The 25991-nt window shown below is 44.1% G+C and carries 29 protein-coding genes; all 29 read right to left on the bottom strand.

Translation table 11 applies throughout. The features are described from left to right. Nucleotides 1-2: 2 nt before the first annotated feature. Entirely contained in the window at nucleotides 3-1679 is a 1677-nt protein-coding gene (locus DESOR_RS23405) for a flagellar hook-length control protein FliK (protein WP_014187074.1), read from the bottom strand. 74 nt (nucleotides 1680-1753) lie between these two features. Continuing rightward, nucleotides 1754-2506, bottom strand: coding sequence for a FliA/WhiG family RNA polymerase sigma factor (locus DESOR_RS23410; RefSeq protein WP_014187075.1), 753 nt, complete (start codon nucleotides 2504-2506; stop codon nucleotides 1754-1756). Between the two features lie 48 nt (nucleotides 2507-2554). Next, nucleotides 2555-2947, bottom strand: coding sequence for a hypothetical protein (locus tag DESOR_RS23415; protein ID WP_014187076.1), 393 nt, complete (start codon nucleotides 2945-2947; stop codon nucleotides 2555-2557). Further along, nucleotides 2947-3429, bottom strand: a complete 483-nt coding sequence (locus DESOR_RS23420; protein ID WP_014187077.1) for a chemotaxis protein CheD — start codon at nucleotides 3427-3429, stop codon at nucleotides 2947-2949. Before DESOR_RS23420 ends, DESOR_RS23415 begins: the two co-directional genes overlap by 1 nt. After that, nucleotides 3426-4022 (bottom strand): chemotaxis protein CheC, encoded by a 597-nt coding sequence (locus DESOR_RS23425; RefSeq protein WP_014187078.1) that lies wholly within the window; start codon nucleotides 4020-4022, stop codon nucleotides 3426-3428. The genes DESOR_RS23420 and DESOR_RS23425 overlap by 4 nt, the downstream gene beginning before the upstream one ends. Next, nucleotides 4022-4666, bottom strand: coding sequence for a flagellar brake protein (locus DESOR_RS23430; protein WP_014187079.1), 645 nt, complete (start codon nucleotides 4664-4666; stop codon nucleotides 4022-4024). Before DESOR_RS23430 ends, DESOR_RS23425 begins: the two co-directional genes overlap by 1 nt. Nucleotides 4667-4725: 59 nt before the next feature. Beyond that, nucleotides 4726-5589: a MinD/ParA family protein gene (locus tag DESOR_RS23435; protein ID WP_014187080.1), complete on the bottom strand. Its 864-nt coding sequence runs from the start codon at nucleotides 5587-5589 to the stop codon at nucleotides 4726-4728. Then, entirely contained in the window at nucleotides 5582-6742 is a 1161-nt protein-coding gene (flhF, locus tag DESOR_RS23440) for a flagellar biosynthesis GTPase FlhF (protein ID WP_014187081.1), read from the bottom strand. The genes DESOR_RS23435 and flhF overlap by 8 nt, the downstream gene beginning before the upstream one ends. Beyond that, nucleotides 6732-8801: a flagellar biosynthesis protein FlhA gene (gene flhA, locus DESOR_RS23445; protein ID WP_014187082.1), complete on the bottom strand. Its 2070-nt coding sequence runs from the start codon at nucleotides 8799-8801 to the stop codon at nucleotides 6732-6734. Before flhA ends, flhF begins: the two co-directional genes overlap by 11 nt. 38 nt (nucleotides 8802-8839) lie before the next feature. Next, entirely contained in the window at nucleotides 8840-9895 is a 1056-nt protein-coding gene (gene flhB, locus DESOR_RS23450) for a flagellar biosynthesis protein FlhB (RefSeq protein WP_014187083.1), read from the bottom strand. After that, nucleotides 9892-10671 (bottom strand): flagellar biosynthetic protein FliR, encoded by a 780-nt coding sequence (gene fliR / locus DESOR_RS23455; protein ID WP_014187084.1) that lies wholly within the window; start codon nucleotides 10669-10671, stop codon nucleotides 9892-9894. The genes flhB and fliR overlap by 4 nt, the downstream gene beginning before the upstream one ends. A gap of 58 nt (nucleotides 10672-10729) precedes the next feature. Next, entirely contained in the window at nucleotides 10730-11002 is a 273-nt protein-coding gene (gene fliQ, locus DESOR_RS23460) for a flagellar biosynthesis protein FliQ (RefSeq protein ID WP_014187085.1), read from the bottom strand. A gap of 15 nt (nucleotides 11003-11017) precedes the next feature. Further along, nucleotides 11018-11695 carry a flagellar type III secretion system pore protein FliP gene (gene fliP, locus DESOR_RS23465; protein WP_427854252.1) on the bottom strand — a complete coding sequence of 226 codons (678 nt, stop codon included), beginning with the start codon at nucleotides 11693-11695 and terminating at the stop codon, nucleotides 11018-11020. Nucleotides 11696-11784: 89 nt separating this feature from the next. Beyond that, complete coding sequence (gene fliO, locus DESOR_RS23470; protein WP_014187087.1) at nucleotides 11785-12255, bottom strand: flagellar biosynthetic protein FliO; 471 nt, start codon at nucleotides 12253-12255, stop codon at nucleotides 11785-11787. A 1-nt stretch (nucleotide 12256) separates the two neighbouring features. After that, nucleotides 12257-12604 carry a response regulator gene (locus DESOR_RS23475; protein WP_042332686.1) on the bottom strand — a complete coding sequence of 116 codons (348 nt, stop codon included), beginning with the start codon at nucleotides 12602-12604 and terminating at the stop codon, nucleotides 12257-12259. Nucleotides 12605-12631: 27 nt separating this feature from the next. Next, nucleotides 12632-13867, bottom strand: a complete 1236-nt coding sequence (gene fliY, locus DESOR_RS23480) for a flagellar motor switch phosphatase FliY (RefSeq protein ID WP_014187089.1) — start codon at nucleotides 13865-13867, stop codon at nucleotides 12632-12634. Beyond that, complete coding sequence (gene fliM, locus DESOR_RS23485) at nucleotides 13860-14861, bottom strand: flagellar motor switch protein FliM (RefSeq protein WP_014187090.1); 1002 nt, start codon at nucleotides 14859-14861, stop codon at nucleotides 13860-13862. Before fliM ends, fliY begins: the two co-directional genes overlap by 8 nt. A 64-nt stretch (nucleotides 14862-14925) precedes the next feature. Next, nucleotides 14926-15345, bottom strand: a complete 420-nt coding sequence (locus DESOR_RS23490) for a flagellar basal body-associated FliL family protein (RefSeq protein WP_242832397.1) — start codon at nucleotides 15343-15345, stop codon at nucleotides 14926-14928. A 32-nt stretch (nucleotides 15346-15377) separates the two neighbouring features. After that, the gene (locus tag DESOR_RS23495) at nucleotides 15378-15575 is read right to left on the bottom strand and encodes a flagellar FlbD family protein (protein WP_014187092.1); all 198 of its coding nucleotides are present in this window, start codon (nucleotides 15573-15575) and stop codon (nucleotides 15378-15380) included. Continuing rightward, nucleotides 15572-16054 carry a flagellar export protein FliJ gene (locus tag DESOR_RS23500; RefSeq protein WP_014187093.1) on the bottom strand — a complete coding sequence of 161 codons (483 nt, stop codon included), beginning with the start codon at nucleotides 16052-16054 and terminating at the stop codon, nucleotides 15572-15574. The genes DESOR_RS23495 and DESOR_RS23500 overlap by 4 nt, the downstream gene beginning before the upstream one ends. 50 nt (nucleotides 16055-16104) lie before the next feature. Beyond that, a complete protein-coding gene (gene fliI / locus DESOR_RS23505) occupies nucleotides 16105-17376 on the bottom strand; it encodes a flagellar protein export ATPase FliI (RefSeq protein WP_242832556.1) in 1272 nt (423 codons plus the stop codon). Beyond that, nucleotides 17282-18295, bottom strand: a complete 1014-nt coding sequence (locus DESOR_RS23510; protein ID WP_014187095.1) for a FliH/SctL family protein — start codon at nucleotides 18293-18295, stop codon at nucleotides 17282-17284. Before DESOR_RS23510 ends, fliI begins: the two co-directional genes overlap by 95 nt. Continuing rightward, nucleotides 18279-19283, bottom strand: a complete 1005-nt coding sequence (fliG, locus tag DESOR_RS23515) for a flagellar motor switch protein FliG (RefSeq protein ID WP_014187096.1) — start codon at nucleotides 19281-19283, stop codon at nucleotides 18279-18281. Before fliG ends, DESOR_RS23510 begins: the two co-directional genes overlap by 17 nt. Next, nucleotides 19284-20876: a flagellar basal-body MS-ring/collar protein FliF gene (gene fliF, locus DESOR_RS23520; RefSeq protein WP_014187097.1), complete on the bottom strand. Its 1593-nt coding sequence runs from the start codon at nucleotides 20874-20876 to the stop codon at nucleotides 19284-19286. 162 nt (nucleotides 20877-21038) lie between these two features. After that, on the bottom strand, nucleotides 21039-21380 hold the full coding sequence (gene fliE / locus DESOR_RS23525) for a flagellar hook-basal body complex protein FliE (protein ID WP_014187098.1): 342 nt from the start codon (nucleotides 21378-21380) through the stop codon (nucleotides 21039-21041). 4 nt (nucleotides 21381-21384) lie between these two features. Next, on the bottom strand, nucleotides 21385-21876 hold the full coding sequence (flgC, locus tag DESOR_RS23530; protein WP_014187099.1) for a flagellar basal body rod protein FlgC: 492 nt from the start codon (nucleotides 21874-21876) through the stop codon (nucleotides 21385-21387). Nucleotides 21877-21879: 3 nt separating this feature from the next. Next, complete coding sequence (locus DESOR_RS23535) at nucleotides 21880-23055, bottom strand: protein-glutamate methylesterase/protein-glutamine glutaminase (RefSeq protein ID WP_014187100.1); 1176 nt, start codon at nucleotides 23053-23055, stop codon at nucleotides 21880-21882. Next, a complete protein-coding gene (locus DESOR_RS23540) occupies nucleotides 23039-23485 on the bottom strand; it encodes a chemotaxis protein CheW (RefSeq protein WP_014187101.1) in 447 nt (148 codons plus the stop codon). Before DESOR_RS23540 ends, DESOR_RS23535 begins: the two co-directional genes overlap by 17 nt. Before the next feature lie 55 nt (nucleotides 23486-23540). Next, complete coding sequence (locus DESOR_RS23545) at nucleotides 23541-25688, bottom strand: chemotaxis protein CheA (RefSeq protein ID WP_014187102.1); 2148 nt, start codon at nucleotides 25686-25688, stop codon at nucleotides 23541-23543. Between the last annotated feature and the right edge of the window lie 303 nt (nucleotides 25689-25991).

Raw genomic sequence — 25991 nt, forward strand, 5'->3', positions numbered from 1 at the left:
TCCTATGCAGTAACATTTAAGCGATTGGTTTCATCTTGTTCGAGAGAGTTAAGATCAAGTATCGCCATTGGATCCTCATCTTCGTTAGCAAGCATTTCACTTTGCCGGAGAGTCTGATGAGTCTCACCCTGAGGCTGCTGCTGTCCTTCTCCTCCCAGACCCATTTGCAGTGAGCCGCAGTTTACCCCTTGACTAACTAGGTTCTGACGCAAATCAGGGAGCTGATTGTGTAAAAGTTGTCCAGTGGCAGCTTCGGCAGCATGCACATGTAAGTGAACCTGCCCGCCATCCCAGCGCATGAGAATTTTTATATTGCCCAGTTCTGCAGGATGAAGCTGAATATCCAGTTCTTTTAAGATCTGCTGCTTGTTCATTACCTGCTCACGAATTGCTGAAGAGATATGTTCCCATAAAGGAAGAGCACTCAATTTCCCTTCTGCACCGACTAATGACACATTGCCAGCGATCGCTCCCGATCCAAAAGTCGATGGCTGAGTTTGAGCCTCTTTTGTTCCAGTAATGTCTATGCTCTTAACTGAATTATCCTTACTTAGTTCTTCTTTACCGAAATTTTGAACACTGATAAAGGGCTTGCTCTCACGCAGACTCATGCCCTCGGATTTCTGCTCAAGATTTACCTTTGCGGCATTATCCTTGCCAGCTTGAGTCATGGCCTCTAAATCAAGCCCTAGATCCTTTAACCGATTAATCAGCGCTTCTCTGGTTCCCTTGGATTCTTTCGCACCTTCGGTTTCTTTCATGTTGGAATAAAAGGCTGCCAAAAGGTCGGCTGCCTTTGCATTTTGCTCTAGCGTATTCCCCTTATCATTTCCTGAAGCTATGGTCGTTGATGAATTTGCCAGGCCGCTTATTTCTTCTCCGCTATCCTCTTTGGTCTTTAACCAAGCTTGTATAAGCTGGCTCAGCGACAAAAGAATATCATTTGTTTCCTTGTCAGCAGCCCCTGTCACATTAGGCAAAGCACTGATCTTTTCTCCACTATCTTGCGCCTGTGTCCAGCCTTGGAGAATCCGGGCCGCTTCCTGTTGCCTGGTGATTGTTTCTTGGCCTGATGTCCCAGGAGTCCTGTCCGTAACCGTTCCTGAAAGAGAGACCAGAAGCTCTGCAATTATCTTTCTATATTCATCCAATTCCGCAGTTCCGAGGTTTTGACCTTGAAGAGACTGAGTCGTCATCCCTGTCGATGCAAGCTCTTCATTTTCAGCCAGAGAAACCAAATTCATCATAGCCATCTCAAGATTGCCCGCTTCACCTAATATCTTGGCTAATCCCGGATTAGCTGATAAGGAATTAATAATTTCCTGACTCGAAGTTTCTCCGGAATTGGCTTCCTTGCCTGCCGGAAAATCGCTCTGCAGCATCAATTGCGCAAGAAACGGAAGCGCAAAATTTCCAAACCCTTGAATACTCTCCAAACCATTTGAATCTTGGTTCTTGTGCCCAGGGTTACCATTAGTATCCTTTTCCGAATCTTGATCTGCTGCAGAGTTTTGCCCTTTCGAATTTGAGAGCAGATTCATTCTGCCATTGAGCAAAGCAGAAAATAACGATGCAGCATTATCGCAGCTGCCGGAGGTTGTATTTCCTTTTGACATTACTGCATTATCTGACTTACTGCCACTCTTTAAAATATCCGAAAGGACATTAATACCCGTCACTTGCCTTCACCTCCCATTTTAGAACTCTATAAATTATATCGGCAAACTCCCAATAAAACATTAGGATGATATTTTCAAATTAAATGCTGCTTTTGCCGGCTGAGTCTTCCTCTCAGTCTTAAAATGGCCTGGGAATGCAGCTGAGATATTCTTGATTCAGAAAGCTTCATAACCGCTGCAATTTCTTTTAAGGTTAGTTCCTCTTGGTAATAAAGGGCAACCACTAATTTCTCCTTGTCTGGCAGCTTATCAACTGCCAATGCCAGCAATTGTTTTTGTTCTTCTTTTTCAATAACTTGAAATTCTGCCTGGGCATTGGGATCCACCAGCAAATTATGAGGCGTAAAATTATTTTCACCCTCGCCGTCAACGGAGATTTCATCAAAGGAAGTCAAAGTAAGGATCTGAGCCTGGGCCATAGTTCCTTCAATCTCCCGCACTTCCATTTTCAAATGTTCAGCAACTTCTTCGGCAGTGACAGCCCGTCCAAGCCGATATTCTAAATCCGCAAAGCCTTCTTGAACCCGTTTAACTTTCTGCCTTGCCGAGTGGGGAACCCAATCCATCGTTCTAAGTCCATCAATCATAGCCCCGCGAATGCGAATGGAGGCATAGGTTTCAAATTTTAACCCTCGTGCCGCTTCAAATCGTTCTAAGGCATCGAGTAACCCGAAGACACCATAACCAATGATATCATCCTCGTCGACATGGGAAGGCAGGGAAATTAATAAACGACCTGCAATACGCTTAACTAAAGGCAGGTATTTTTCAATATACTCTTGTTTCCAAGCTCCGCGTGAAGCGGCTTCATAGGCGTTTGGTACCAAGTTTTACTCACCTCCGAATTCGATTTCTAATCCTAGTGCTATCCGATTTTATTTGTCCCAGCCCATACGGCGAACTATTTCTGCTTGCCGTTCACTGCCTGGAAGCTCTAAGCTCAAATCACGATCAATCTGTCCTGAAGACCTTAAATCCATCTTCTGCAATTCAAGGGGCTCATCCTCTCCAACTGAGAAATCAATATCGCCAAAACCAGAATTCGAGTCAGGTTGACTCTCCTCTGGACTTGGGGGTGCTGTTCTTTCAAATAGATTTAAGCTTCCGGCAAGCAATAGATACATAACCCCAAAAGAAATTAAAGCGCGTAACAAAATATCCAACAGCCCTATCTCATTTAAAATGCTCAGCAGTACAACCATAATTGATGTAAATATAGAAAGGCGCAGGGACCAAACCTTATATAATTCCCTATTTGGAATGCCCATTAGATCACCTTTTCTCCATGATTAATGGTTCGCACACGCAATTCCCCCGTGCCAACATCAAAATGGATTGTGCGGCCAAAACTTCCACCGACATCTGCTGCTAAAAGTGGAATTCCATGTTTTTTTAGTTCTTGTTCTACAGCTTCTGCATTCCGATCTCCAATTTTCAGAACCGGAGGTTTTCCCGGGAATGAGAACATCTGAGCGCCTCCTGCCATTTTAGCTTTTAGGCGTGACTTATTTGCTCCCATGGCAAGGATGTCTTTAAGTAGTAATTCAAAACAGGTATCTGCATATTTGGCAGGGTTCCCTCCTTGGCTTCCATTTGCTGTTGGGAGCATTATATGAGCCATCCCGCCAACCTTTAATAAAGGATCATGGACACAAATACCAATACAAGACCCTAACCCAGCTGTTAATAAAAGCAATGGTGCAGTGGCAGTTTTATAATCAGCCATTCCTACTGTAATAACTTCATTCATACTCCCATGGCCCCCAACAATTTCTTCAATGACCCATCCTGAGGTAAAAAAATGAACTGACCTTCGATTTTGGGGATTCCTGTAAGTTGTGTGTCAATAAACAAAACTGTGTCCTCAAGTACTCCTTCTTCAAGAAAAATTGCATCTAGACTTGCACCTATCATATCTACCGCCAGGGCAGGCACCGAAGGCTGCAGGGGAATTCCCGAAAATTGAGTGAGTGCCATAATAAAAGAGCTGACCAGGATATTACCTACTTCTTTCAAAGCTGATTGTGCCATCTCGCTTATATAAAGATCTATTGGTTCCATCGTACCAAACAATGCTTGTACGACTATTTGGGCGCTTTCAACTGGAAAGAAAAAAACAGCCTTTCCTGGCGCATCTCCTTCAACTTTCACATAAATGACAGCTTGAGGTGTGTCGAGCTGTCCAATAACGGATGAGAACTGCTCAAATGGAACAGCCCAAACCTCTGGTACTGACATATCAATCCTTCGCTGCAAGAGAGTCGACAAAGCGGTTGCCGCATGCCCTGATCCGACATTACCTATTTCACGCAATGCATCTAATTGGATTTGTGTGATCTCCATTATACCAACCCTTTCTTACGCATTGCCCTCTGTTTATCAAAGACGCAGCGAATAATTCTATCTCGTTCTCGTTCTGAAATCTCATAAAATTCTCCTGAAACACTATATAATTTCATTTCCTCATTTTTATCAACTCGAATAACGCGAACAGGAGTCTGAATTTCTCCATTTGGTAAGGTAATTTGAATATAAAGCAACGATTTATCCTCAACATGTTCCTTTGTAGTAAATCGTATCCCTCCGCCGCTAAGATCAATCATTGTTGCTTTCTGAAAATCGCTGAGTCCTTCCCGATTCACAGTTCGAAACATGACAGGAAATAACGCAGGAACACGAACATAGTTGCGGCGTTGAACTTTATCCACTTTGTCCGGCAATACTAAAATAAACAATGGTATAGGAACAGCAATCCTTTGCATAATTTTCCCTTCAAATGAATAGACTGCTGCCTCATCCCAAAAAGTCAATTTAACCTTTGTACCTTCCCGCAAAGGCACTAATTCCCCATTTTCAAAGGGAGCTCCCACCATAAGCAGTTTCTCGCCTACTTCTTCAATACGAGTCCTGTACTGTCCTTCATACTTTCCTTCTAAAGCAATAAGTTCCACCGCCTGACCGGGGGAAAGCTTCTTCTTATAAGACAAATCGTCACCCCTTTTACGAAAAGAAATATACTTAATAACTCCCTTTCACGAATTAGTGCCTAAAAAGAACGAAGCAATTTGCTTAAGAAACCTCGTACCCCTCCTGCTTTACGGGGAGGATGAAGACTGATTCCTATTACTTTGCCTGCAATCCACTGTATGCAACGATAAGCAGCACTTTCGGGAAACTTAATCCCCAATGGTTCCTGCTGCATAACGGATCGCCCCATAAAAGGATCATCGTATACCCAACCTAAATAATTCAGAGAACTATCCAAAAATTTTTGTACTACTATTTCTATCCTTTTAAACGTGGCCAAAGCATCTGATTCAGTCTGCACCCGGTTAATCACCGCATGAATTGAGGCCTCGCTTCCTTCTTGCTTCAATGTTTTAAGTACGCCATAAGCATCCGTTAAGGATGTTGGTTCCGGCGTTATAACCATGATAATATCATCTGCTGCCTTTAAAAAATTTAAAACATTGTTTCCTAAACCTGCTCCTGTATCGATAATCAACAGATCAGCTCTTTTATCTAAGCGACCGAGATTAACAATGACATTCGTAAGCTTGTCCCTCTCTAAATTTGCAAGTCTCTGAACTCCAGATCCGCCTGGGATAATCTCTATCCCTCGAGGGGCAGGTAATAATATTTCCTCAATAGTTCTCTCACCCGATATTAAATGTTCAATTGTATATTTTGCAGAGAGTCCAAAAGCAATGTCCACATTTGCCAGACCTAAATCTCCATCAAGAATAACAACCCGCTGTTCAAGTTCCGCCAAGGCAAGTGCCAAATTGACTGTAAAACTGGTTTTGCCGACCCCCCCCTTGCCGCTGGTTACGGCTAAGACCCGAATTTTTGGCGACCTATTTATATCTTTGGCAACTAACCCTCGTAATGCGCTTGCTTGATCATGCATGGGGCACCTCATCACCGATCACATAGCGGGCCAAACGATATGGAGTCGCCGCCTCAATGTCATCAGGGACATTCTGTCCGTTTGTAAGATATGCTATAGGGAGGGTTGTCTGACCCAAAAGATTTAGAATAGACCCTGCACACCCTGTTTCATCTAATTTCGTAAAAATGAGATGAGTTGTCAGGTCCTCAAATCGTTGATAAATGCGTTGCTGATCTGCAGATTGGGTCGTGGCACTCAAGACAAGCATTGTAAAGTCTGGTTGAGCTTCATCCAAAAATGCGCGCAGTTCAAGCATGTGCTGATCATGATTGGGACTTCTCCCAGCCGTATCGATAAAAATAAGCTCTTTATCCTCATGAAGCTTTAAAGCCTCATTCAGCCCCGATGGTGTCATAACTACTTCAACGGGTACCCCAATAATTTCTCCAAAAGTTTTAAGCTGCTCAACGGCAGCAACCCTATAGGTATCAGCTGTAATTAAGGCAACTTTACGTTTATCGACAATACCAAACCCTGCCGCCAGTTTACCAATGGTCGTAGTTTTTCCTACACCTGTAGGGCCAATTAAGGCAACAATCCTAGGCTTATCGATTCCAGGTTGGATAAGCCCGATCTGTCCGCAAACTTGTCGGATATTAGCCTCAATTTTAGCATATACCTTAGAATCATTTCCCCAATCTTCCGGCGGCAGCGTTTGTTGAACGTGACTTATTAGACGATTAACCATGTTCTCATCTAAGCCTCTATGCTGTAAGAGCTCTGCCCATTTTTTCAGGGCAGTCGGCCAAAGATATTTCCCCTCTCTTTGACCGGCCATCTTCTTGTTCATTTGCTCCAGCAGGATACGCATAGACTTAATTTCCATTTTGAGGTCTTCTGACTGCTCTTTAGTTTTCAGGAGATTAGGAGTTATTAAAGACTTAACGCCTTCATCCTCATACTTATAATTTGAGTCAGAAACTTTTGGCACAATCGCAGGTTTTTCTTCAATAGCTGCGGTGATCTCCACTTTCTTATTGCCAAACAAACCAAAGAAGCCCCCATCACGAAATTCACGTGTCTGAAGAATAATGGCTTCTGATCCCAGTTCTCTTTTCACTTTTCCCATAGTATCTGAGACATTTTCTCCTACAAACCGTCTAACTCGCACGATTCATTCCCACCATTCCTACAGCTTGAACTTGTACACCTTGCACTAATTCATTATACGAAAGCACCATTAGTTGAGGCAGCTGACGTTCTGTGACCCGTTTCAAATTAATTCGTACCACAGGAGCGCAAACAATGACTGGAGTATACCCTTTAAGCACGACCTTTTCAACTTCTGCCGTAAGGTTCTGCATGAGAACATGGAGCACCTTGGGATCTAAAGCTAAATAAGTTCCGTATTCAGAAGGTTGGATGCTGTCCAGAATCTGCTGCTCAATTTGTGGATCCAAGGTTATTACGGGTAAACTTTTGTCTTTACCAAGTAATGGCTGCAAAATTTGCCTTGCTAAAGCTTGTCGGACATGTTCCGTCAAACGATCCAGGTCTTTTGTGGAGTTTGCAAAATCCGCCAGGGTTTCCAAAATTAAAACCATGTCTTTAATGGAAACTCTCTCACGAAGCAAATTAGCCAGGACCTTTTGAATTTGACCAAGGCTGAGCATTTCCGGTATCAGCTCATCGACTACAGCCGGAGCCTGTGATTTAGCATGGTCAACAAGAGTTTTAACGTCTTGACGGCTTAGAATTTCCCATGCCTGAGTCTTAATGACTTCCGTAATATGAGTTGCCAGCACAGTAGGGGCATCCACTACCATCCATCCGTTCAACTCCGCTTGTTCACGGTACATGGCGTTAATCCACTTAGCATCCAGTCCAAAAGAAGGCTCTTTTGTCGGGGTACCGGGTATCTCATCGTCATCCATCCCACCGCTCATTGCCATATAATGATCGGCTAAAATTTCGCTGGAAGCTATTTCTGCTCCCCGAATTTTTATAACATATTGATTAGGCTGCAAGTTCATATTATCTCGAACTCTGATCACAGGAACAATAAACCCCAGTTCGCTGGCAATTTGGCGTCGAATCAAAACAATTCTGTCAAGCAAGTCTCCTCCTTGCTGAACATCTACCAAGGCAATTAAAGCATACCCCAATTCAAGCTCCATATGATCAACGTTCAGGAGGTTCAGAACATTTTCCGGTTTCTTGCTCTCTTCAATTTCTGTCTCCCGAGCCGCCGCTGACTCCACCACCACGGATTTCTTCGTTTTTCTCTGCAGAGTTACTCCCAACACAATTAGAGCGGCAGCTACCATAAACAGCGGAAGGATTGGCAGACCAAGAAGTGCTAAAAGGATCAATACCCCAGCTGTAATGAATAAGGCTTTTGGCTTCCGAAATAACTGCTTAACTAGATTTTCCCCTAAGTTTGTTTCTGAATCTGCCCGGGTAACTACTAAACCAGTGGAAGTAGAAATCAAGAGGGCAGGAATCTGAGAGACAAGCCCCTCCCCGATTGTCAAAAGGGTATACTTATGCAGAGCATCCAACAAAGGCAGACCCTGCATCAAAACTCCAGTTATAAAGCCCCCAATAATATTAATAAATAAAATTATAATTGCGGCTATAGCGTCCCCTTTAACAAACTTTGTTGATCCATCCATGGCACCATAAAAATCCGCTTCCTGCTGGATGGCTTTGCGGCGATCTCGCGCCTGCTGCTCGTTGATCATGCCCGCATTAAGGTCCGCATCAATGGACATTTGTTTTCCCGGCATGGCATCTAAGGTGAAACGGGCAGCAACTTCCGAAACACGCTCTGCCCCCTTGGTAATGACGATAAATTGAATAAGTACCAGAATGAGAAAGATGATAAAGCCTACCACAGTATTTCCGCGAATGACAAATTCTCCAAATTGCTGAATGATTTGACCGGCATGACCGTCTAGGAGAATAAGGCGAGTAGCAGAAATATTCAACGACAAGCGAAATAAGGTCAATGTTAACAACAATGATGGCAGCGCTGAGAACTCTAAAGGGTCCTGCGCAAAAATTGCCAACATCAGAGTGAGGACCGATGCTGTAATATTTAGAGTGATAAGAATATCCAGTATGCCTGCGGGCAGCGGAACAACCATCATGACCACGATGCTTACAAGTCCCAGTGCCGCAATAATATCCGAATGATTTAATAGCCGACGTTTAACCATCGTAGACATGGGTTTGTCCCCTCCTCTCTTTTGTAAGTATTATAGGTTCATCCGATAGATCGCTTTTTCTTCTTTAACCGGTACACAAATGCCAATACCTCGGCAACTGCTTTATATAGATCCGCAGGTATTTCCTGCCCGATTTCAACCTGGCTATATAGGGTACGGGCCAGCGGCTTGTTTTCCATAATCACAAGGTCATATTCTTTGGCCAGCTCCCGGATGCGCAAAGCAACCTGATCTTGTCCTTTTGCGACAACGAAAGGCGCTTTTTGTACTTTTACATCATAGCGGAGGGCCACAGCATAGTGAGTAGGATTTGTTACAACAACATCAGCAGTTTTTAAATCCTGCATCATCCGGCTCATTGCCAACGAACGCTGACGCTTTTTCAGCTCTGCTTTTAGTTCAGGATTTCCTTCCGTTTGTTTATACTCCTGTTTTAAGTCTTCGTGAGACATTCGCAGGTTTTTTTCGTGTTCCCATCTCTGATAGACATAATCTAAGGCTGCTATCCCTAAAAATGAGAGAGAAATTTTCCAAGCAAGTTCCATCAAGGCCTGGCCTAAAAATACCGCGCCTTGCTCCACACTTAATTGTTGTATGGCAGGATAAATAGTCAGACGATCTCGCACACTGGCGTACAAAAAATAACCAATCAGTAAGACTTTTAATAAGGATTTTGTCAGTTCAACCCAAGCCCTGACTCCAAACATTCGCTTTGCCCCGCTGATGGGACTTAACCGCGAAATCTGCGGTTTCATTGACTCCCCTGTAAAAAGCACTCCAACCTGAATGTAATTCGCAAAGAGCGCTATAAAAAAACCTGTGCCGAAAATTGGTGCTAAAATTTGAATTCCCTGCCAGAGAAGATTAACCATCAAGCTTGCCACCGATTTTTCACTCCAATCGGAAGAAAGCCCATAAACATAGGTAAACAGATATTCCATGCGGACGAACATGGACGGAATCCAGAATTTTAAAAGTGCAACAAGCCCCAGAAACATCAAAGCAGAAACTACCTCTTGGCTCTTAAAAACCTGACCTTTTTTCCGCGCCTCTGCTCTGCGCTTGGGCGTTGCAGGATGTTTTTTTTCGCTCACTGCTTCCACCCCTGATAGAGTTGTAAGAGCCAAGACATATTAGTGTTAAATAGTTTTACAACAGACTCCCCCCAAAAGGGAAGAGAGAGAAAGAGGATCACGAATCCAAAAACAATCTTTACCGGGAAAATAACGGAAAAGATATTCAGCTGAGGAACCGTCCTTGTCAAAAGTCCTACCCCAACATCCGATACGAGAAGTGCCCCAAAGATCGGCATTGCCAATTGAATGGACAAGGCAAAAACCTGAGCAATCAGCTGAGCGTAAAAAAGATAATTCGCAGGCAGATTAGATGGGTTGAGAGGAATATAGGCATAACTTTTAACCATCGCGGCAATTAAATAATGATGAGAATTGGTTGCCAGCAAAAGCATCGTTGCCAACACAATCTGAAAATTACCCATCATAGGACTCTGGACACCATAGACAGGGTCAATAGCTGCCCCCATCGTAAAACCCATTTGGAAATCAATGAGTTGTCCGGCTCCCTGTAAAATGGCTGTCATAGTATAAATGATATATCCAATGACTAATCCTACAAGAGTTTCTTTAATGACTACTGCCACATAGGGTAAAAGTTCCGACGGAATTGAAGGATTGGTTGCTGCTATCAAAGGATAGAGAACTATAGTGATACCGGCAGCTAAACCCAGTCTAACCAGGCTGGGAACCCCTCGGGCGGCAAATACCGGCGCTAACATAATCATACCAGCCCAACGAGTCAAAATCAGTAAGAATAAAGAGAGATTCCATTGGAGCAGCTGGGCTAAACTCAAATTTTCCCCCTCCCAAATTGATGGGTTGAATCCATGGTTGAGCAGATCTTAACCATGCCTACATACCGCCAAATGTAGCCAGCTGGGTTAATAAATTCGTGGTATACACTGTCAAAACTGACAACATCCAAGGGCCTAACAGCAGCATAACTACAATCACGGCCGCCACTTTTGGAATAAATGTAAGGGTCTGCTCTTGGATTTGCGTCATAGACTGAAAGATGCTAACCAAAAGACCTACCATTAAAGCTACCCCCAGAATAGGTCCTCCCACAAGAACTACCGCCCCGACTGCTTCTCTGGCCATATATAGCACCTGATTTTGGGTCATCACCCTGCCCCCTTTCTAATGGAAACTCGTAACTAATGACTCAACTACCAAATGCCAGCCATCAACCAGCACAAACAACAACAATTTAAAAGGTAAGGAAATCATCATCGGGGGAAGCATCATCATACCGATTGACATCAGCGTGCTGGATACAATCATATCAATAACAATAAAAGGTACAAATATGGCAAATCCCATTTGAAAAGCTGTCTTGAGCTCGCTAATCACAAAGGCCGGAATTAATACATAGGTGGGAACATCTCTATAGGTTTTAGGCTGCTCCATTTTAGACAGCCCGACAAACAGCTGCAAATCTTTCTCTCGTGTCTGTTTAAACATAAACATTCTAAGAGGTTCCTCTGCTCTGTCAAGAGCCTCCGATTGAGTTATCTGATGCTTGATATAGGGTTGAACTGCATTAGTATTGATCTCATTCCAAGTCGGAGCCATGACGAAAAAGGAGAGAAAAAGAGCTAACCCTACAAGCACTTGGTTGGGCGGAAGCTGTTGAGTACCTAAGGCATTTCTCACAAAAGACAAAACAATAACGATCCGTGTAAAGGATGTCATCATCATGAGAATGGCCGGAGCTAAAGACAGGATTGTCAATAGCATCAAAAGCTGAAGCGATGTACTCGTTTGTTCTGGAGCAGAAGTTCCTAAGTCCAGAGTAATTCCCGCCGCCCAGGCCATTTTGGGGCTAATCAAAAGTCCAGACAGCAAAGATACGCTAAAGGGCAAGCCTAGTTTCACAACTTTGCTTATACAGCCTGAAGAAGACATCATTTTTCAACCTCCTCAAGCAACCGTTCCAATTCAGCAGAAAAAGCCTTTTTGGTCGGAGACGGCCTCCTCCAAAGCCTTCGAAGACTTTGAAGCCACCCTTCTACTCGTTCTGTAGGGCGTGCAGCAATTTCATCCAGTATTTCGGCGGCAATCTGCGGATCATTAATCTCACTGATTTTGACTAGGTGATGATCTGAGCCGCCAAGGACTTGCAGTTGACCAGCGATTTCTACCAGATACAGGCTTTGCTGTCCGCCTAGCATCTGTCGATCAAGAACTCTTGCCCAAGGAGCATTCATACTCCTCATATTCGCCTTGTTAAGACGTCTTAAAACCCAAAGGGACACAAATAGAATAATAAGAAATACAAAGAGTGTTCCCAGAAGCCCCCACCACGAGAAAACTGACGGTGTAACCGCCGGAGCGGTTTCACTTGAAGGAAACGGCAGGCCTTCGTTAAAGGGCATATTACTTCAACGCCTTCGTTACAGCCTCAACCACACGTTCCGCTTGGAAAGGCTTAACTACGAAATCCTTAGCGCCTGACTGGATGGCTTCAATAACCATGGATTGCTGCCCCATAGCGCTGCACATGATAATTCGGGCATTTGAATCAAATTTTCGTATTTCTTTAACGGCCTGTAGTCCATCCATTTCCGGCATGGTGATATCCATAATCGTCAGATTTGGTTGTAATTCCTTATATTTTTCTAAAGCCATGGCCCCATTCTCTGCTTCACCAACCACATCAAACCCATTTTTAGTTAAGATTTCTTTAAGCATCATACGCATAAACGCAGCATCGTCCACAATCATTATTGTACTCACTTACTTCTTCCTCCCTTATTTCAATGAATTCATCCGTTCCATAGGATGTATGATATCCGTAATTCGGATTCCGAAGGTCTCATTAACCACTACTACTTCGCATTTAGCAATTAACTTTCCGTTAACAATCATATCAACAGGTTCTCCAGCCAAGCGATCAAGCTCAATAACTGAGCCCGGTCCCATTTCAAGGATTTCCTTGATTGTCTTCCTCGCTCGTCCCAGTTCAACACTTATCTGCAGAGGCACATCCAGAATCAAATTAAGATTGTCCTGCTGTACTAAAGGAGTACCGGGCTGCAGAGGTGCAAACTGTGCCGGCTGAATAGGGGTCTGCCGGCTTCCTTGTGGATTGGACTGTCCTATGCCATAAGGAGGATGGTCAGCCGGCATGGAATAAGAAGCAGACTCATAGACAGGTTGAGGAGATGCGGATGACTGATAAGCTGGCTGGGCAGCGGCGGCTGTAGCAGGAGCCGGTTGAGAAACAGGAGTTGGCTGTGCTGAACTTTCACCCATAGTGCCCATAGTACCCATTAGCTTATTAACCATTTTTCGAGCCACACTCAACGGTATAACCTGCACCAAGGTGCTGTCAATAACATCTTCAACAACCATCCGAAAAGCGATTCTTACAAGTACCTCGTCAGGAGCCAAGAAATCTTGAATAAGATCTTCCCCGTCTGCCAAATTATTGAGCACTAAACTTGGAGGAGTAATATCCACCATCGCATTAAACATGGTCGACATTGAGGTGGCCGCTGATCCCATCATTTGGTTCATTGCCTCAGATATCCCGCTGATCTGCAGATCTGAAAGAGCGGCAGAAGGATTTTTTCCGTCCCCCCCCATCATCAGATCCACAATGACTGAGCCATCCCGTTGGGAAAGAATCAAAAGATTCGAGCCCTCTATTCCCGCTTTATACTTAACATCACAAATCACGGAGGGAATCGGATATTCCTTGCGAATTTGTTCCGAAGTCGTCAAATCGACTCTCGGAGTAGTGATATCCACTTTTTTTCCTAAAAGCTGAGATAAGGTGGTGGCAGCAGTACCCATGGAAATATTGGCAATTTCCCCCAGAGTATCTTTTTCCATTTCATCGAGCGTATCAAGGGCTGAAGTCAAATCAAAACTCGCTTCTGAATTTGACTCTAAACTTGGTTCGGACGGATTCTCTAAGTCCGGTTCTAAGGTTCCCCGAAGCAACGCATCAATTTCTTCTTGAGAGAGCATCCCATCACTCATCTTGTTCCCCTCCTTCCTTTACTATTTCCGTAATCTGAACGGCAAGATGTTCTCCGTTCAGACCAGGAATACACTTAAATTTCATAAATTCTCCTACATAAACAGGCAACGACTCCTGTACCGATTGATTTAAAGGGATAACATCTCCCTTTGCTAGTTCCAGAAGCTCTCGAACGAGAATTTCCGAATGGCCCAGGAAGGTAACCATTTCCACCTTTGCCCATTCAATCTTTTTGCGAATCGCTATAACTTGTTCCGGCGAACTGACTTTCGCCTGAGTTGAGAAGAGAAAAAACGTACTTAACTTATCTAAAATAGGTTCGAGAACGAGATAAGGGATACAAATATTGATCATTCCCATAGCGTCCCCAATCCGAACTTCAAGAGTTATGAGTACAATCATTTCATTGGGAGCAACAATTTGGGTAAACTGAGGATTTGATTCCATTGATAGAAATTGGGGCTTAAGTTCATAAATCTCCGACCATGCTTCTTCAGAAATTAAAATCATTTGCTTGAGACGATTTTCAGTAATCGTCTTTTCAATCTCCGTTAAATCTCGGCTCTTTTCAGTCCCCTCCCCTTGCCCTTCCCCTCCCAAAAGTCGTTCAACGATAGCAAAGGTAAGTGAAGGACTGACTTCCAATAGAACGGTCCCTTCCAAGGGATGCAGTGAATAAAGAGCCAAAACTGTAGGATTAGGTAATGACCGTATAAATTCATCATAGGTGATTTGTTCAATTGAAAGAACTGAACATTCAACAACTGAATGGAGGTTTCCGGAAAAATAAGTTGTTAACCCTCGGCAAAAATTCTCGTGAATATTATGGAGGGAGTGAATCTGATCCTTGGAAAACTTATTAGGACGTTTAAAATCGTAAACTCGAACTTTTTTTTGAGTTTTAGTTGTTTTCATTTCCTCAACGTCCACTTGTCCATCGGACAGCGCATTGAGTAGAGCATCAATTTCAGATTGGGACAAGACGTCTCCCATCAAACCCCCCCTCTCGATTTCATTGTCCTGGCAGCGTTCTTAATGGAGTTATTATAATCCAGAATTACTGGTAAACCATGGAAATGAAAAGGACATCCGTAAGGCAATCATCTGCTACTTCATTGAGCTGCGTAAGCAACTCTTGTCTTAATCTTTCCCGAGCAGCTTGAGTTTGAACATCATTCAGGGACTTGTTAGACAAAACGGTTATCACTCTGTCCTTTAAAAATGCGTCCTTTTCTTGCAATACTGCTTCTGCTTCCGCGTCGATTACTTGAACTGTGATATTAGTTTTTAAAAAAGCTCCTCCCTGCAGATTTACCGTAAACTCACCAATGGGAAGCAGCGGCCCTGAGGATTTTGCTTTCTTCGCTGAGTTTTTTAGGATTTCTGAGCTATTATCTGAGGTCTTAAAAATAAACTTTTGTGCTCCAAGTGTACCACCAACTCCTAATGCTATACTTAAAATAATTGCTAATATCATTATTATCAAAGATTTCCGGTTCATATAGTTTATCAATCCTCCACTTTGCAAACATGATAGCGTCTGCGAAATTCAGCAATCCTTTCAATTATAACCTCGATCTCTTCTGCCACAACGTATTTATTTCCACCGGTTAAGGTTATTACCGTATCCGGAGTTTCTTCCATAATTTCAATAAGATCAGAATTTAAGGTGAATTTTTTTCCATTTAAACGAGTGACGCTAATCATCGCTTTGTCCTTCCGTTCATCATATATTCATCATTTAAAGTCTTCTTCCCCAGCCAATGAAGTACTTGTCCGGTTTCATCCAATATTTTTTGCTCTTTCTGCAGTTCAGCTCTCTGGAAGGCCAATGCCTGTTTATCTTTTAGTCTTTGAAACTTTTCAACTTCACGATGGGCCTCTAATAAGTGCTTACGTGCTTTTTCCATAACAAGCTCTTGCTCCTTCCGTCTTGTTTCTAATTGCTCTAAGCGCCGCCTTTGTTCCACAGAAAATATTTGACAGATCCCCAGCTCTTCCGGTCTATACAGACCAGCATTCCTTTGCTCTTCTTGAGCTTCGCAGTAACAAATATGCTGGGCTTCACAGGCTCGGACGCATCTTTCCCAAAGGCGGTATTCTGCAGCATACTCCTGCTGTGCTGACTCTAATACTTGTTGAGCCAGTTGAAGGCTTGCATCCATACGAAAACGAAATCTTGCCATCGTTTTCTCCCCTTTATTCCTCACTCAACTTACCTAATTCAGTAATGACCTTAGCCGAAAATCCCCTTCAAATGCTGAAGCATCTCTTCATATTTGACTTGTTCGTCCACCCTCTGCCGGTTGAAAGCTAAAATACGGTCCATATGAGCAATAGCTGCATCAATTTTAGGGTTGCTTCCCGGCGTATAGGCGCCAATGTCGATCAAATCCTTAGCATCACGATAAACAGCTATATGTTCACGCACTTTACCAGCTAATTCGAGCTGTTCCTGACTGACAACATCATTCATCACACGGCTGACAGACTGTAGAATATCAATGGCCGGAAACTGGTTCTGCATCGCCAATTCCCTAGTCAAGACAATGTGCCCGTCGAGAATTCCGCGTACTGAATCTGCAATTGGCTCATTGTGGTCATCCCCATCAACCAATACCGTGTAAATTCCGGTAATACTTCCTATTTCAGCCATACCTGAGCGTTCTAACAGCTTTGGTAAAAGGGCAAAGACGGAGGGAGGATAGCCTCGTGTGGCAGGTGGTTCTCCAACCGTCAACCCCACCTCCCGTTGAGCCATAGCAAAACGAGTCACTGAATCCATCATTAACAGTACATTCTGGCCATTGTCTCTGAAATACTCAGCAACAGCTGTCGCTGTAAAAGCGGCCTTCAAACGGACCAAAGCCGGCTGATCTGAGGTGGCCACAATAATAACAGACCTTGCCAGGCCTTCCGGCCCCAAATCCTTCTCAATAAAATCACGAAGCTCTCGACCCCGTTCGCCTATTAATGCAATAACATTAATATCAGCCACGGTGTTTCTGGCCATCATGCCCAACAATGTGCTCTTTCCCACCCCAGAACCGGCGAAAATCCCCATCCGTTGGCCACGGCCGATTGTCAGCATTCCGTCGATTGGTCGTACCCCCACGCTGAGACTTTCAAGAATTCTGGGACGTAATAAAGCATTCGGCGGTTTATTATGCAATGGGTAGGAAATTTCAGTCTTAAGAGGGCGCCCATCCAAGGGATAGCCCAGCCCGTCAAGAATTCTGCCCAGAAGACTGGGGCCCACCGGAACGGTTAATTTTTGTCTTTGAGAGAGTACACAATCTCCCGGTGAAATCCCTTCCAGCTCTCCCAGCGGCATAAGCAAGGTGGTAGAATCTCGAAAGCCCACAACTTCTGCCGGAAGTTCTCGGCCATCTCTAGTAATAATATGGCAGTATTCACCCACACTGGCGCGCGGCCCAATCGTCTCCACCATCAGACCGACTATCTTTGAGACTCTTCCTTGGGCTGAGATCGGCTCTATCTGATCCACTGTCTGAGTTAATAGATTCCAAACCCCCATGTTCGAGCTCCTCTCGCAAGGTATGTTCCAATTTATCTAACTGAGCTTCAAGCCGGCCATCAAAAACACCTTCCTGGCACTCGAGGAAACAATCCCCGGGATTTAAGGAATTATCGATGATCCAGGAGCATGGCGGCTGGTTTTCTTCAAGCCAGCGAGCATCATCAGGGGCCACATGAAGAAGCCATCCCTGCCGCTCTCTAGGCAGGAGAGTTAAGGACTGGATGATAGCCGCTACTCGCTGAGGTTCTAATGCAATGGTTGAACGCACAATACGTTCGGCAATTTTAATAGCTAAATGCAATAAATCGTTGTCAACTTTTGCATATTCCTCTTGAAAGGCCCTTTGAGCTATCTGAAAAAGGTGATCGGCATTTTCCCTCAATCGGAGGCCTTCCGCTTCTCCTGCCTGCCTGCCTGCCTGATACCCTTCTTCCCGGGCTGCAGGATAGATTTCTGCTTGCGCATTTTTCACAACCTCTTGACGCAAACTCTCAACCTCATCTTGAGCCTGATTGATTATTTTCTGAGCATCAGCTTGAGCTTGAGCAAGAATTGTTTGGGCATCGGCTTCGGCCTGAGCAAGTATTTTCTGGGCCTCTGCTTCAGCATTCGAGATGATTTCTGCCGCCTGTGCGTTAACCTCTTCTTGGTCTGCTCTTTGGAGTTCTTCAGAGTCCGCCTCGCATACAATATCTTCCTTATCCGGCAGTTCTGAATCAGAATCAACGTTCTCGGTGCGAGCGGAGTCTCCGTTATCTTTTTCCAGGCTAAGAACTGCCAAACAATCACTTAACTGCTGAAAACCTGCCAGGCATTCTACCATTCGAGGGGCTGACACCTCCACATTGCTGCTTTTAACCACGCGACTGTTAATAGATGATCTCATCGCTACCTCCTCTGGAGATGACAATAGCACCGGTTTCCTCAATCTTACGAATTACCTTGACAATGCGCTGTTGAGCCTCTTCGACATCACGCAGCCGCACGGGACCCATAAATTCCATATCGTCTTTGAGCATCTGACCAGCCCGCGACGACATATTGGCCAGAATTTTTTGTGTCACTTCGGGGTTGGAACCTTTTAAGGCCAGTCCCAAATCTTTTGTCTCCACTTCTCGCAAAACCAGTTGGATTCCACGATCGTCCAACATAACAATATCTTCAAAGACAAACATCTGGCGTTTAATCTGTTCTGCTAAATCAGGATCATCAACCTCCAGAGCATCCATAACAACTTTGACCGTTCCCGGATCTGTCCTATTGAGAACATCCACAATACTCTGGATTCCTCCTGAAGCTGAATAATCTGTGGGAGCTAAGCTGGAAATCTTGCGTTCTAAAACTTTCTCAATTTCTTTGAGCACTTCCGGACTGGTTCTTCCCATGGTCGCTATACGCTTCGCTACATCAGCCTGCCGGTCTGGGCTCAGGCTGGCCAGTAAGGTAGCCGCCTTGTCCACCGGAAGATGGGTCATGATAAGGGCAATTGTCTGAGGGTGTTCTCCTTGTATAAAGGAAAACAACTGTTTGGGATCTGTCCGCCGCACAAGATCAAAAGGCCTCATCTTTAGTGAAGTGGATAAACGGCTGATAATGTCGAAAGCTTTTGACTCCCCAAGAGCCCGTTCTAATACCTCTCGAGCATAATCCAGCCCCCCTCTGGCAATATAGTCATTAGCCATACACATCTGATGGAATTCTTCGAGGACAAGATCCCTATGTTCAGGAGATACTTTCCCTACATTAGCCATTTCCAGGGTCAATTGCTCAATTTCAGCGTCTCCCAGATGTTTAATTACATTTGCAGAATGATCTGTGCCTAATGCAACCATTAGAATTGCTGCTTTTTGGATTCCAGTTAAAGCTTGCGACATCTATCTCTCCTCCGATAGCCAAGTTTTCATTAGACGGGCAGCCTCATCTGGGTTATTTCGTGCATATAGTTCGACAGCTTCTTTGATCTGCTGCCTTTCAATTTCCTCCACTGACTTGGCGTTTTTCTGAGCCAAATTCATCTTTGCTTCTTCCTCTGCCAATTTTTGTGCCATCAGCAGTTCAGCATCACTAACAGAAACCGGCTCTGAACCTTCCAGCTCCAGCATTTTTTCTGCTTTTGCTTTTTTGGATCGTCTGCGCAAAAACACTATCAGGAATACCAAGCCCGCTAAAACAGCTGCTCCAATTCCAGCATATATCATATACAACTGTTGCTTTTTAGCGTTTTCCATGGCGGCTACTTCTTGCTGCAGATCTGTCTTATTAAAGGGGATAGCAGCGACTTGAATTTCATCCCCGCGTGCTGCGTCCACCCCGGCAGCAGAAGCTACAATGGCTTTAATTTGGTCCAGCTGATCCTGAGTAACTGCGTCAGCATCTGCCATCACGGAGACGGAGAGACGTTTTACACTTCCCGGACTCACAACTTGTTCCTCTTGGGTTGTATCGACCTGATAATTTTTAGTGCTGGTATTCTTAGTTGAGGTAGAGTTTACATTTGAATCAGCCGGATAGGTTGGAGCCCCATTAGAGGGCAATCCAGGCGTCCCTCCAGCCACGTTCGTACCATTTGTTGTACTTTCGTTAGTACTCTGATCACTGACCACCGCTCCCGGTCCGTTAGTCTGTTTGACAATTTTTTTCTGATCAAAATCCAAAACGGCATTGATCCGAACAACTGCCTTGCCGGTACCAAGGACACGATCAAGCATGCTCTGAACAGATTTCCGAGTATCTTCTTCTACCGCTTGTTTAAGTTGATATTGAGTAACCGTCAGTTTTTCCGGATCTTTGCTTTCTTTCAAAAGATCCGACACAACATTTCCGCTAGTATCTACAATCGTTACGTTCTCCGATTGCAGTCCTTCGACTGATCCGGCCAATAAATTAGCTATAGCACGAACTTGATCTTCACTAAGAGTAGTGTTTGGAGCAAGTTTCAGAGTTACAGCCGCTGTAGCGGATTTTTGACTCTCGACAAACAATGATGGTTCGGGCATCACTATATGTACACGTGCATCTTCTACACCGCTTAGAGTCTTTAAAGTATTCTCTAATTCGTTCTGTAATCCGAGAACATAACGTAGCTTTCGGTCAGAATCCGTCTCCCCTAGCCGCATGGTGTCTAAATTATCAAAGCTGAATTTGCTCTCTTCAGGAAGACCCGCACTAGCAAGCTCTAAACGGATTTCAGCAGATGACTGTTGCGGGACCATAATGGTCGCTCCATTATCAGCCAGCTTGTAATCCACTTTCATGTCCTGTAGTTTAGCTGTGATTGCTCCGGCATCAACGTCATTTAGTTTAGTAAAAATCGGTACGTATTGTGGACGCCCAGCCCAAATAATCAAATAAATTAATGCTCCAGCAACCAAAAGGGGAGCAAGTACCGTTATTATTTTCTGTGGGCTAGAAAGTTTATCCCAATATGTTTTAACTGTTTGTTTAATTCCCGCCCAAGAAAAATCCACCCATGGCTCCTCCTTTCGATGGGTGACATCAAACCTCGCTCACCCAAATCCTTTTAAAATTTTATATAAAGCTGCCCCTTAAAAAACGAATCCACAAACGTACTATATATTAAACCAACCACCATTTATTGACTACAAAAAAATTACCAATTATAAGATCAATTATATTTGCATCCGCATTATCTGGTTGTAAGCTTCTAAAGCTTTATCCCGGGTTGATACTGCTAGAGATAACGATAAACTCGCCTTTTCCAAAGCTACCATAACTTCAGACAAATCTTGAACCTGGCCTGTTGCCAGGGCCAAACTGGCTGACTCCCCCTTTTCTTGCAAAGCACCTACTTCACTCAAAGCATCGCTGAAAAATTTAGCAAAATCTGTACTGGCCTTTTGAGCACCTTCTTCGACCTTCGAGACAACGGGTTTACCCGCTTCGAGACTTGTCGCGTCGCTGAACTTTATGGCCTCAAGTGGCGTTAAAGGGGATATTGGCTGGATGCTCATTTACTTACCCCCTTCCAATCTCAAGGGCTTTAGCAGCCATAGACTTACTGACATTGAGAGCCGTCACATTTGCTTCATAAGCTCTTGAAGCGGATATCATGTCCACCATTTCCGTCACAATATTCACATTGGGCTGACGAACATAGCCCACAGGCAGTCCTTCTTCCGCCACTTTGGCGGCATCCGGAGAATCGGGATTATACTCAAGGCGAAATGGTTCAGTCGTATCCTTTTCTATCCTGGCAACTTCAACCCCGTTTCCAATTGCTCCGTTTTTCATAGTTTCCCCAAAGACTTCAGAAAAGGATGTTGTTTCCGAAGGGCGGGGAACAAACACTGCAACTTGCCGGCTATAAGGTATTTGATTACCGGCTTGGGTTAATTCTCCCGTACGGGTGGTATTAATATTGGCAATATTGTTGGCCGTCAAGTCCATTCGCAAGCGCTGGGCAGTTAGACCTGAGGCACTGATATCAATTGCACCAAATAGACCCATGACTTATCTCCTCCTCATGACACATTCAACTATGGTTTTCCCTATCTCCCCAAGAGGTACAACCCGATCGGCAAGACCGGCCTCCACTATTGATCTAGGCATCCCATAGACTACACAGCTCTCCTCCGACTCAGCTATCGCAAATCCTTCCGCTGCCTTCAGCTCCTTCATGCCTTTAGTTCCGTCATTTCCCATTCCTGTCATGACCACCCCTAATGTCCCCCTGCCAACAACTTTCGCCAGGGAAAGAAACATGACATCTACCGAAGGATGATAAAGAGTAGGTATTGGAGACTCCTCACCTATATGAAGAGTCAGCTGTCCGGAGTTACGCTGTACTTGAAGCTGCTTGCCGGCCTGAGCCACATAGACATTTCCTGCTTTGACCGGCTCGCCGTGCACTGCTTCTTTAACATTAAGGGCGCAAAGACCATTAAGCCGCTGAGCAAGCGGAGCTGTAAACCCTGGAGGCATGTGTTGGGCAACAAGCACCGGAACGGGAAAATCAGCGGGTAGGGTAGGCAAAACTGCCTGTAAGGCAGAGGGACCTCCCGTAGATGTACCTATTGCTACAATTTCAATCGGATGTTTTGGCAATAAACCTCCTCTTCCACTGCTCGCAGAACGAGAATTCTGCAAACTAGTACCAATAGTTGAAACCGGAGTCGCCGCATTTAAAGTACTTGCTCTGGCTCCGCTATTTAACGTTATAGAAGAAATAGTATCAGTATGACTTATAACTTTTCTCCTGAGGCGAGCAGGATCTACCAAAACTGTAGCTTTAATCTTCTCTATCAGGTCCCGGGAAAGAACTTGCAAGTCAGCTCCAGGTGATCCGGATGGTTTGGCTACTACATCGACAGCTCCCAGATCAAAGGCTTTTAACGTGGCTTGTGCTCCCTCCGTTGTCACCGAGCTTAGAATAATTACAGGAGTCGGCTGCCAGCGCATAATCTCCTCCAGAGCTTGTAATCCGTTCATAACCGGCATCTCAACATCCATTGTTACAACTTGCGGACGCAGGGCTTGCAGTTTAAGAATTCCTTCCCGGCCATCTCTGGCTGTATCTAATACCTTAATGCCGGAGTCCTTACTCAGAATCTTCTGGATGGTTAACCTCATAAAAGGAGAATCATCCACAATCAGAACCCCAATAGGTGTTTTAGGCGCAGACGTCATTGTTTGTCTCTCCACCCATTATGTGATCGAGATCCAAAAGAATAAGTAATCTTTCCTCTATCTTTCCTACTCCACGTATAAACTGGGCATCCATACCTAAGGAAATCGGCGGCGGCGGCTCAATTCCTTCGCTGTCCAGGCGCAAAACTTCAGTCACGGCATCAACTCGAATGCCGAAAACCTTATTCTGTACTTGTAAGACAATAATCCGACTAAGATCTGTTTCTTCCACTCTAGGCATACCAAAACGAGTACGCAGACTAATCACAGGAATCACATTTCCACGCAAATTAATAACCCCTTCGACATATTCCGAAGCTTTAGGCACTCGCGTAATGGGCGGGATTCGAATAATTTCTTGAACACGCATAATATCGACACCAAACTCCTCAGACCCCAAGCTGAAGGTTACTAATTGTTCTTCTGCCATTTGTATAAAACCTCCTTAAAAAATTATAATTTATTACTTTTACTCTTTTGATTTATCAGCTTGACCTACGAGTTACTAAGACATCTTGAATTAAGGACCCAATATCAAGGATTAAGGTAACCTTACCATCACCAAGGATTGTTGCTCCTGCAATTCCCGGAAGATTATTCAGGAAATCACCTAAGGACTTAATGACAACTTCTTGTTGTCCGCGCAGTTCATCCACAATGAGACCCAAAGCCTTATCACCAAAGCCGACGACCACAACAAATACTTCATTGTTCTCAGCTTCCGAAGCCGGAAGCTCAAACTTCTCCTGCAAAGAGATAAGGGGTAACGTGTTGCCGCGCAATTGAACCATTGGCAGCCCGCCAACAGTCTTAATATCTTCACGACTGACCAACAACGTTTCTAAAACGGAGGAAAGGGGTACAGCATAAATTTCCTGACTTACTTCTACTAAAAGTGCTTGGATAATCGCTAATGTTAAGGGCAAACGAATGGTAAAGGTACTTCCTTTTCCTCTGCGAGTTGTGATATCCACCATACCTCCGAGATTATTCAAAGCCTTTTTAACAACATCCATTCCAACCCCTCGGCCGGATATATCTGTCACCTTTTCCGCCGTGCTGAAACCCGGCAAAAAGATAAGATTAGCGATATCCCGTTCAGAAAGCTCCTCTCGCTCCCCAACCAGACCTTTAGAAATCGCAATTTTATGAATCTTCTCCAGATCTAAGCCCGCCCCGTCATCCGAGATGAGAATAGCAATATGGTTTCCTTCATGATAAGCATTTAACGTTATCGTGCCGGTTTCGGGTTTCCCGGCCTTACGACGTTCCTCCGGAGACTCTATCCCATGATCCACTGAATTCCGAATAAGATGCATTAAGGGATCCCCGATAACTTCTACAACCGTCTTATCTAATTCTGTGTCCTCACCCTTTAAGACGAGGTTAATTTCTTTCTTTGTCTTTTTGGCCAAATCTCGAATCAAACGCGGGAAACGGTTAAAGACTGTTCCGATTGCCACCATACGTAAGCGCATAACGCTCTCCTGAAGATCATTCATCAAGCGTCCTAAATAGACATTGGCCTCATTTAAACTATTAACCATAGAATCCGAACTATATTGCGTCTTCAAATCCAAACCAATTTGTACCAGGCGAGTCCGAGTGATAACCATTTCTCCTACCAAATTAATAAGGTTATCCATACGAACAGTATCTACACGAATTGTATGTACTTGATTATTACCCTCCCCAGTATTAATAGCAGCAGGAGGAGCGGCCGCTTTCAAAGGGCCTTTTTTCGGCGTGCCAATATCTTCTTGCTTGAGAGCAGGCTCAATTTTCTCTTCAATTTGAACAGCATCAAGATCGGACACCTTCTCCTTTACCCCCTCTCCATTGGGGTAAAGACGCACCTGCACATCAACCAACTCAGAAATTTCTAACAAATCTCTTTTGATTTCATCCCCAGATTCATCCGAAAGGATGAGCATAGAGAAGTTATTTGCATTGCCTGCTTCCAATTCTTCAATACTCGGAAGAAGTTTAATTACGGAACCCATGCTCTCAATTCTCTGGGTAGCCATGACCGCTCGAACTGCCTTCATCAAAGTGTTAGGCTCTAAGGTAACATCAACTTGATAAACAGTTCGCCCCATACTAAAAGCATTGTCCAGTTTTTCACGTTCATCCTGAGATAATAAGAAGTCTCTGGGAACAAATTGCTCAGCCACCTCTGCCTCAACCTGAACAGGCTGAGCTGTTTTAACACTCTCTGCCTTTTCTCCACTTAATAATGAACGTATAGAGGAAACCAAATCTTTGAATCCGATTGTGATATCTTGGTGTTGTTCAACTTGCGAAAGCATTGCCTTTACCCGATCCGTAACTGCCAATAAAATATCGATCATTTCCAGCGAAACCTCAAGCTGCCCCTGGCGCAAGCGATCTAACAAATCTTCTGCCGCATGGGTTAAGGAAACTATTGGTGTAAAGCCCATAGTTCCTGAAGCCCCTTTCAAGCTATGCGCGGAGCGAAAAAGATCATTGATCAGTCCAATATTTTCTCCTTCCTTTTCAAGTTGCAAAAGACCCGCACCCAGCCGTTCAATCTGCTCTTGGGAATCCAACAAGTAAAACTCTAAAAACTCCCCCAATTCAACCCCTTGCTTATTATCATCATCTTGGGTCATGCTCCGTCCTCCCCTATCTTCAGATACTTCTAACAACAAATCTTTTCAGTAACTGACCATAAAAAAATGCAATAATCGCTTGAAATTAAACGTACAAATCATATGAATTTTCGACAAACTTAATGTTCCTTAAAAGGGCTATGTCTACAATTCGACTCAAGCGTTTTATTCGCCATCTTTTTTGGAATTCCTTCAAGAAAATTTCTATTTGAACTCTCTTCTCTAAATAGTAGCATTAACTAGTAAAATCGTATATAGTTTATCAACAAAATTCCGAGGCAATTTTTGTGTATACTACATAAT

This window comes from Desulfosporosinus orientis DSM 765 (assembly GCF_000235605.1).
GTDB classification, from domain to species: Bacteria; Bacillota; Desulfitobacteriia; order Desulfitobacteriales; family Desulfitobacteriaceae; genus Desulfosporosinus; species Desulfosporosinus orientis.

What these genes read in the sequence shown, in the direction of transcription:
- DESOR_RS23415 (WP_014187076.1), bottom strand. Translation starts at nt 2,947, where the DNA reads ATGGGCATTCCAAATAGGGAATTATATAAGGTTTGGTCCCTGCGCCTT.
- DESOR_RS23420 (WP_014187077.1), bottom strand. Translation starts at nt 3,429, where the DNA reads ATGAATGAAGTTATTACAGTAGGAATGGCTGATTATAAAACTGCCACT.
- DESOR_RS23425 (WP_014187078.1), bottom strand. Translation starts at nt 4,022, where the DNA reads ATGGAGATCACACAAATCCAATTAGATGCATTGCGTGAAATAGGTAAT.
- DESOR_RS23435 (WP_014187080.1), bottom strand. Translation starts at nt 5,589, where the DNA reads ATGCATGATCAAGCAAGCGCATTACGAGGGTTAGTTGCCAAAGATATA.
- flhA (WP_014187082.1), bottom strand. Translation starts at nt 8,801, where the DNA reads ATGTCTACGATGGTTAAACGTCGGCTATTAAATCATTCGGATATTATT.
- fliQ (WP_014187085.1), bottom strand. Translation starts at nt 11,002, where the DNA reads ATGACCCAAAATCAGGTGCTATATATGGCCAGAGAAGCAGTCGGGGCG.
- fliP (WP_427854252.1), bottom strand. Translation starts at nt 11,695, where the DNA reads ATGGCCTGGGCGGCGGGAATTACTCTGGACTTAGGAACTTCTGCTCCA.
- fliO (WP_014187087.1), bottom strand. Translation starts at nt 12,255, where the DNA reads ATGCCCTTTAACGAAGGCCTGCCGTTTCCTTCAAGTGAAACCGCTCCG.
- DESOR_RS23475 (WP_042332686.1), bottom strand. Translation starts at nt 12,604, where the DNA reads ATGATTGTGGACGATGCTGCGTTTATGCGTATGATGCTTAAAGAAATC.
- fliY (WP_014187089.1), bottom strand. Translation starts at nt 13,867, where the DNA reads ATGAGTGATGGGATGCTCTCTCAAGAAGAAATTGATGCGTTGCTTCGG.
- fliM (WP_014187090.1), bottom strand. Translation starts at nt 14,861, where the DNA reads ATGGGAGACGTCTTGTCCCAATCTGAAATTGATGCTCTACTCAATGCG.
- DESOR_RS23490 (WP_242832397.1), bottom strand. Translation starts at nt 15,345, where the DNA reads ATGATATTAGCAATTATTTTAAGTATAGCATTAGGAGTTGGTGGTACA.
- DESOR_RS23495 (WP_014187092.1), bottom strand. Translation starts at nt 15,575, where the DNA reads ATGATTAGCGTCACTCGTTTAAATGGAAAAAAATTCACCTTAAATTCT.
- DESOR_RS23500 (WP_014187093.1), bottom strand. Translation starts at nt 16,054, where the DNA reads ATGGCAAGATTTCGTTTTCGTATGGATGCAAGCCTTCAACTGGCTCAA.
- DESOR_RS23510 (WP_014187095.1), bottom strand. Translation starts at nt 18,295, where the DNA reads ATGAGATCATCTATTAACAGTCGCGTGGTTAAAAGCAGCAATGTGGAG.
- fliG (WP_014187096.1), bottom strand. Translation starts at nt 19,283, where the DNA reads ATGTCGCAAGCTTTAACTGGAATCCAAAAAGCAGCAATTCTAATGGTT.
- fliE (WP_014187098.1), bottom strand. Translation starts at nt 21,380, where the DNA reads ATGAGCATCCAGCCAATATCCCCTTTAACGCCACTTGAGGCCATAAAG.
- flgC (WP_014187099.1), bottom strand. Translation starts at nt 21,876, where the DNA reads ATGGGTCTATTTGGTGCAATTGATATCAGTGCCTCAGGTCTAACTGCC.
- DESOR_RS23535 (WP_014187100.1), bottom strand. Translation starts at nt 23,055, where the DNA reads ATGACGTCTGCGCCTAAAACACCTATTGGGGTTCTGATTGTGGATGAT.
- DESOR_RS23540 (WP_014187101.1), bottom strand. Translation starts at nt 23,485, where the DNA reads ATGGCAGAAGAACAATTAGTAACCTTCAGCTTGGGGTCTGAGGAGTTT.
- DESOR_RS23545 (WP_014187102.1), bottom strand. Translation starts at nt 25,688, where the DNA reads ATGACCCAAGATGATGATAATAAGCAAGGGGTTGAATTGGGGGAGTTT.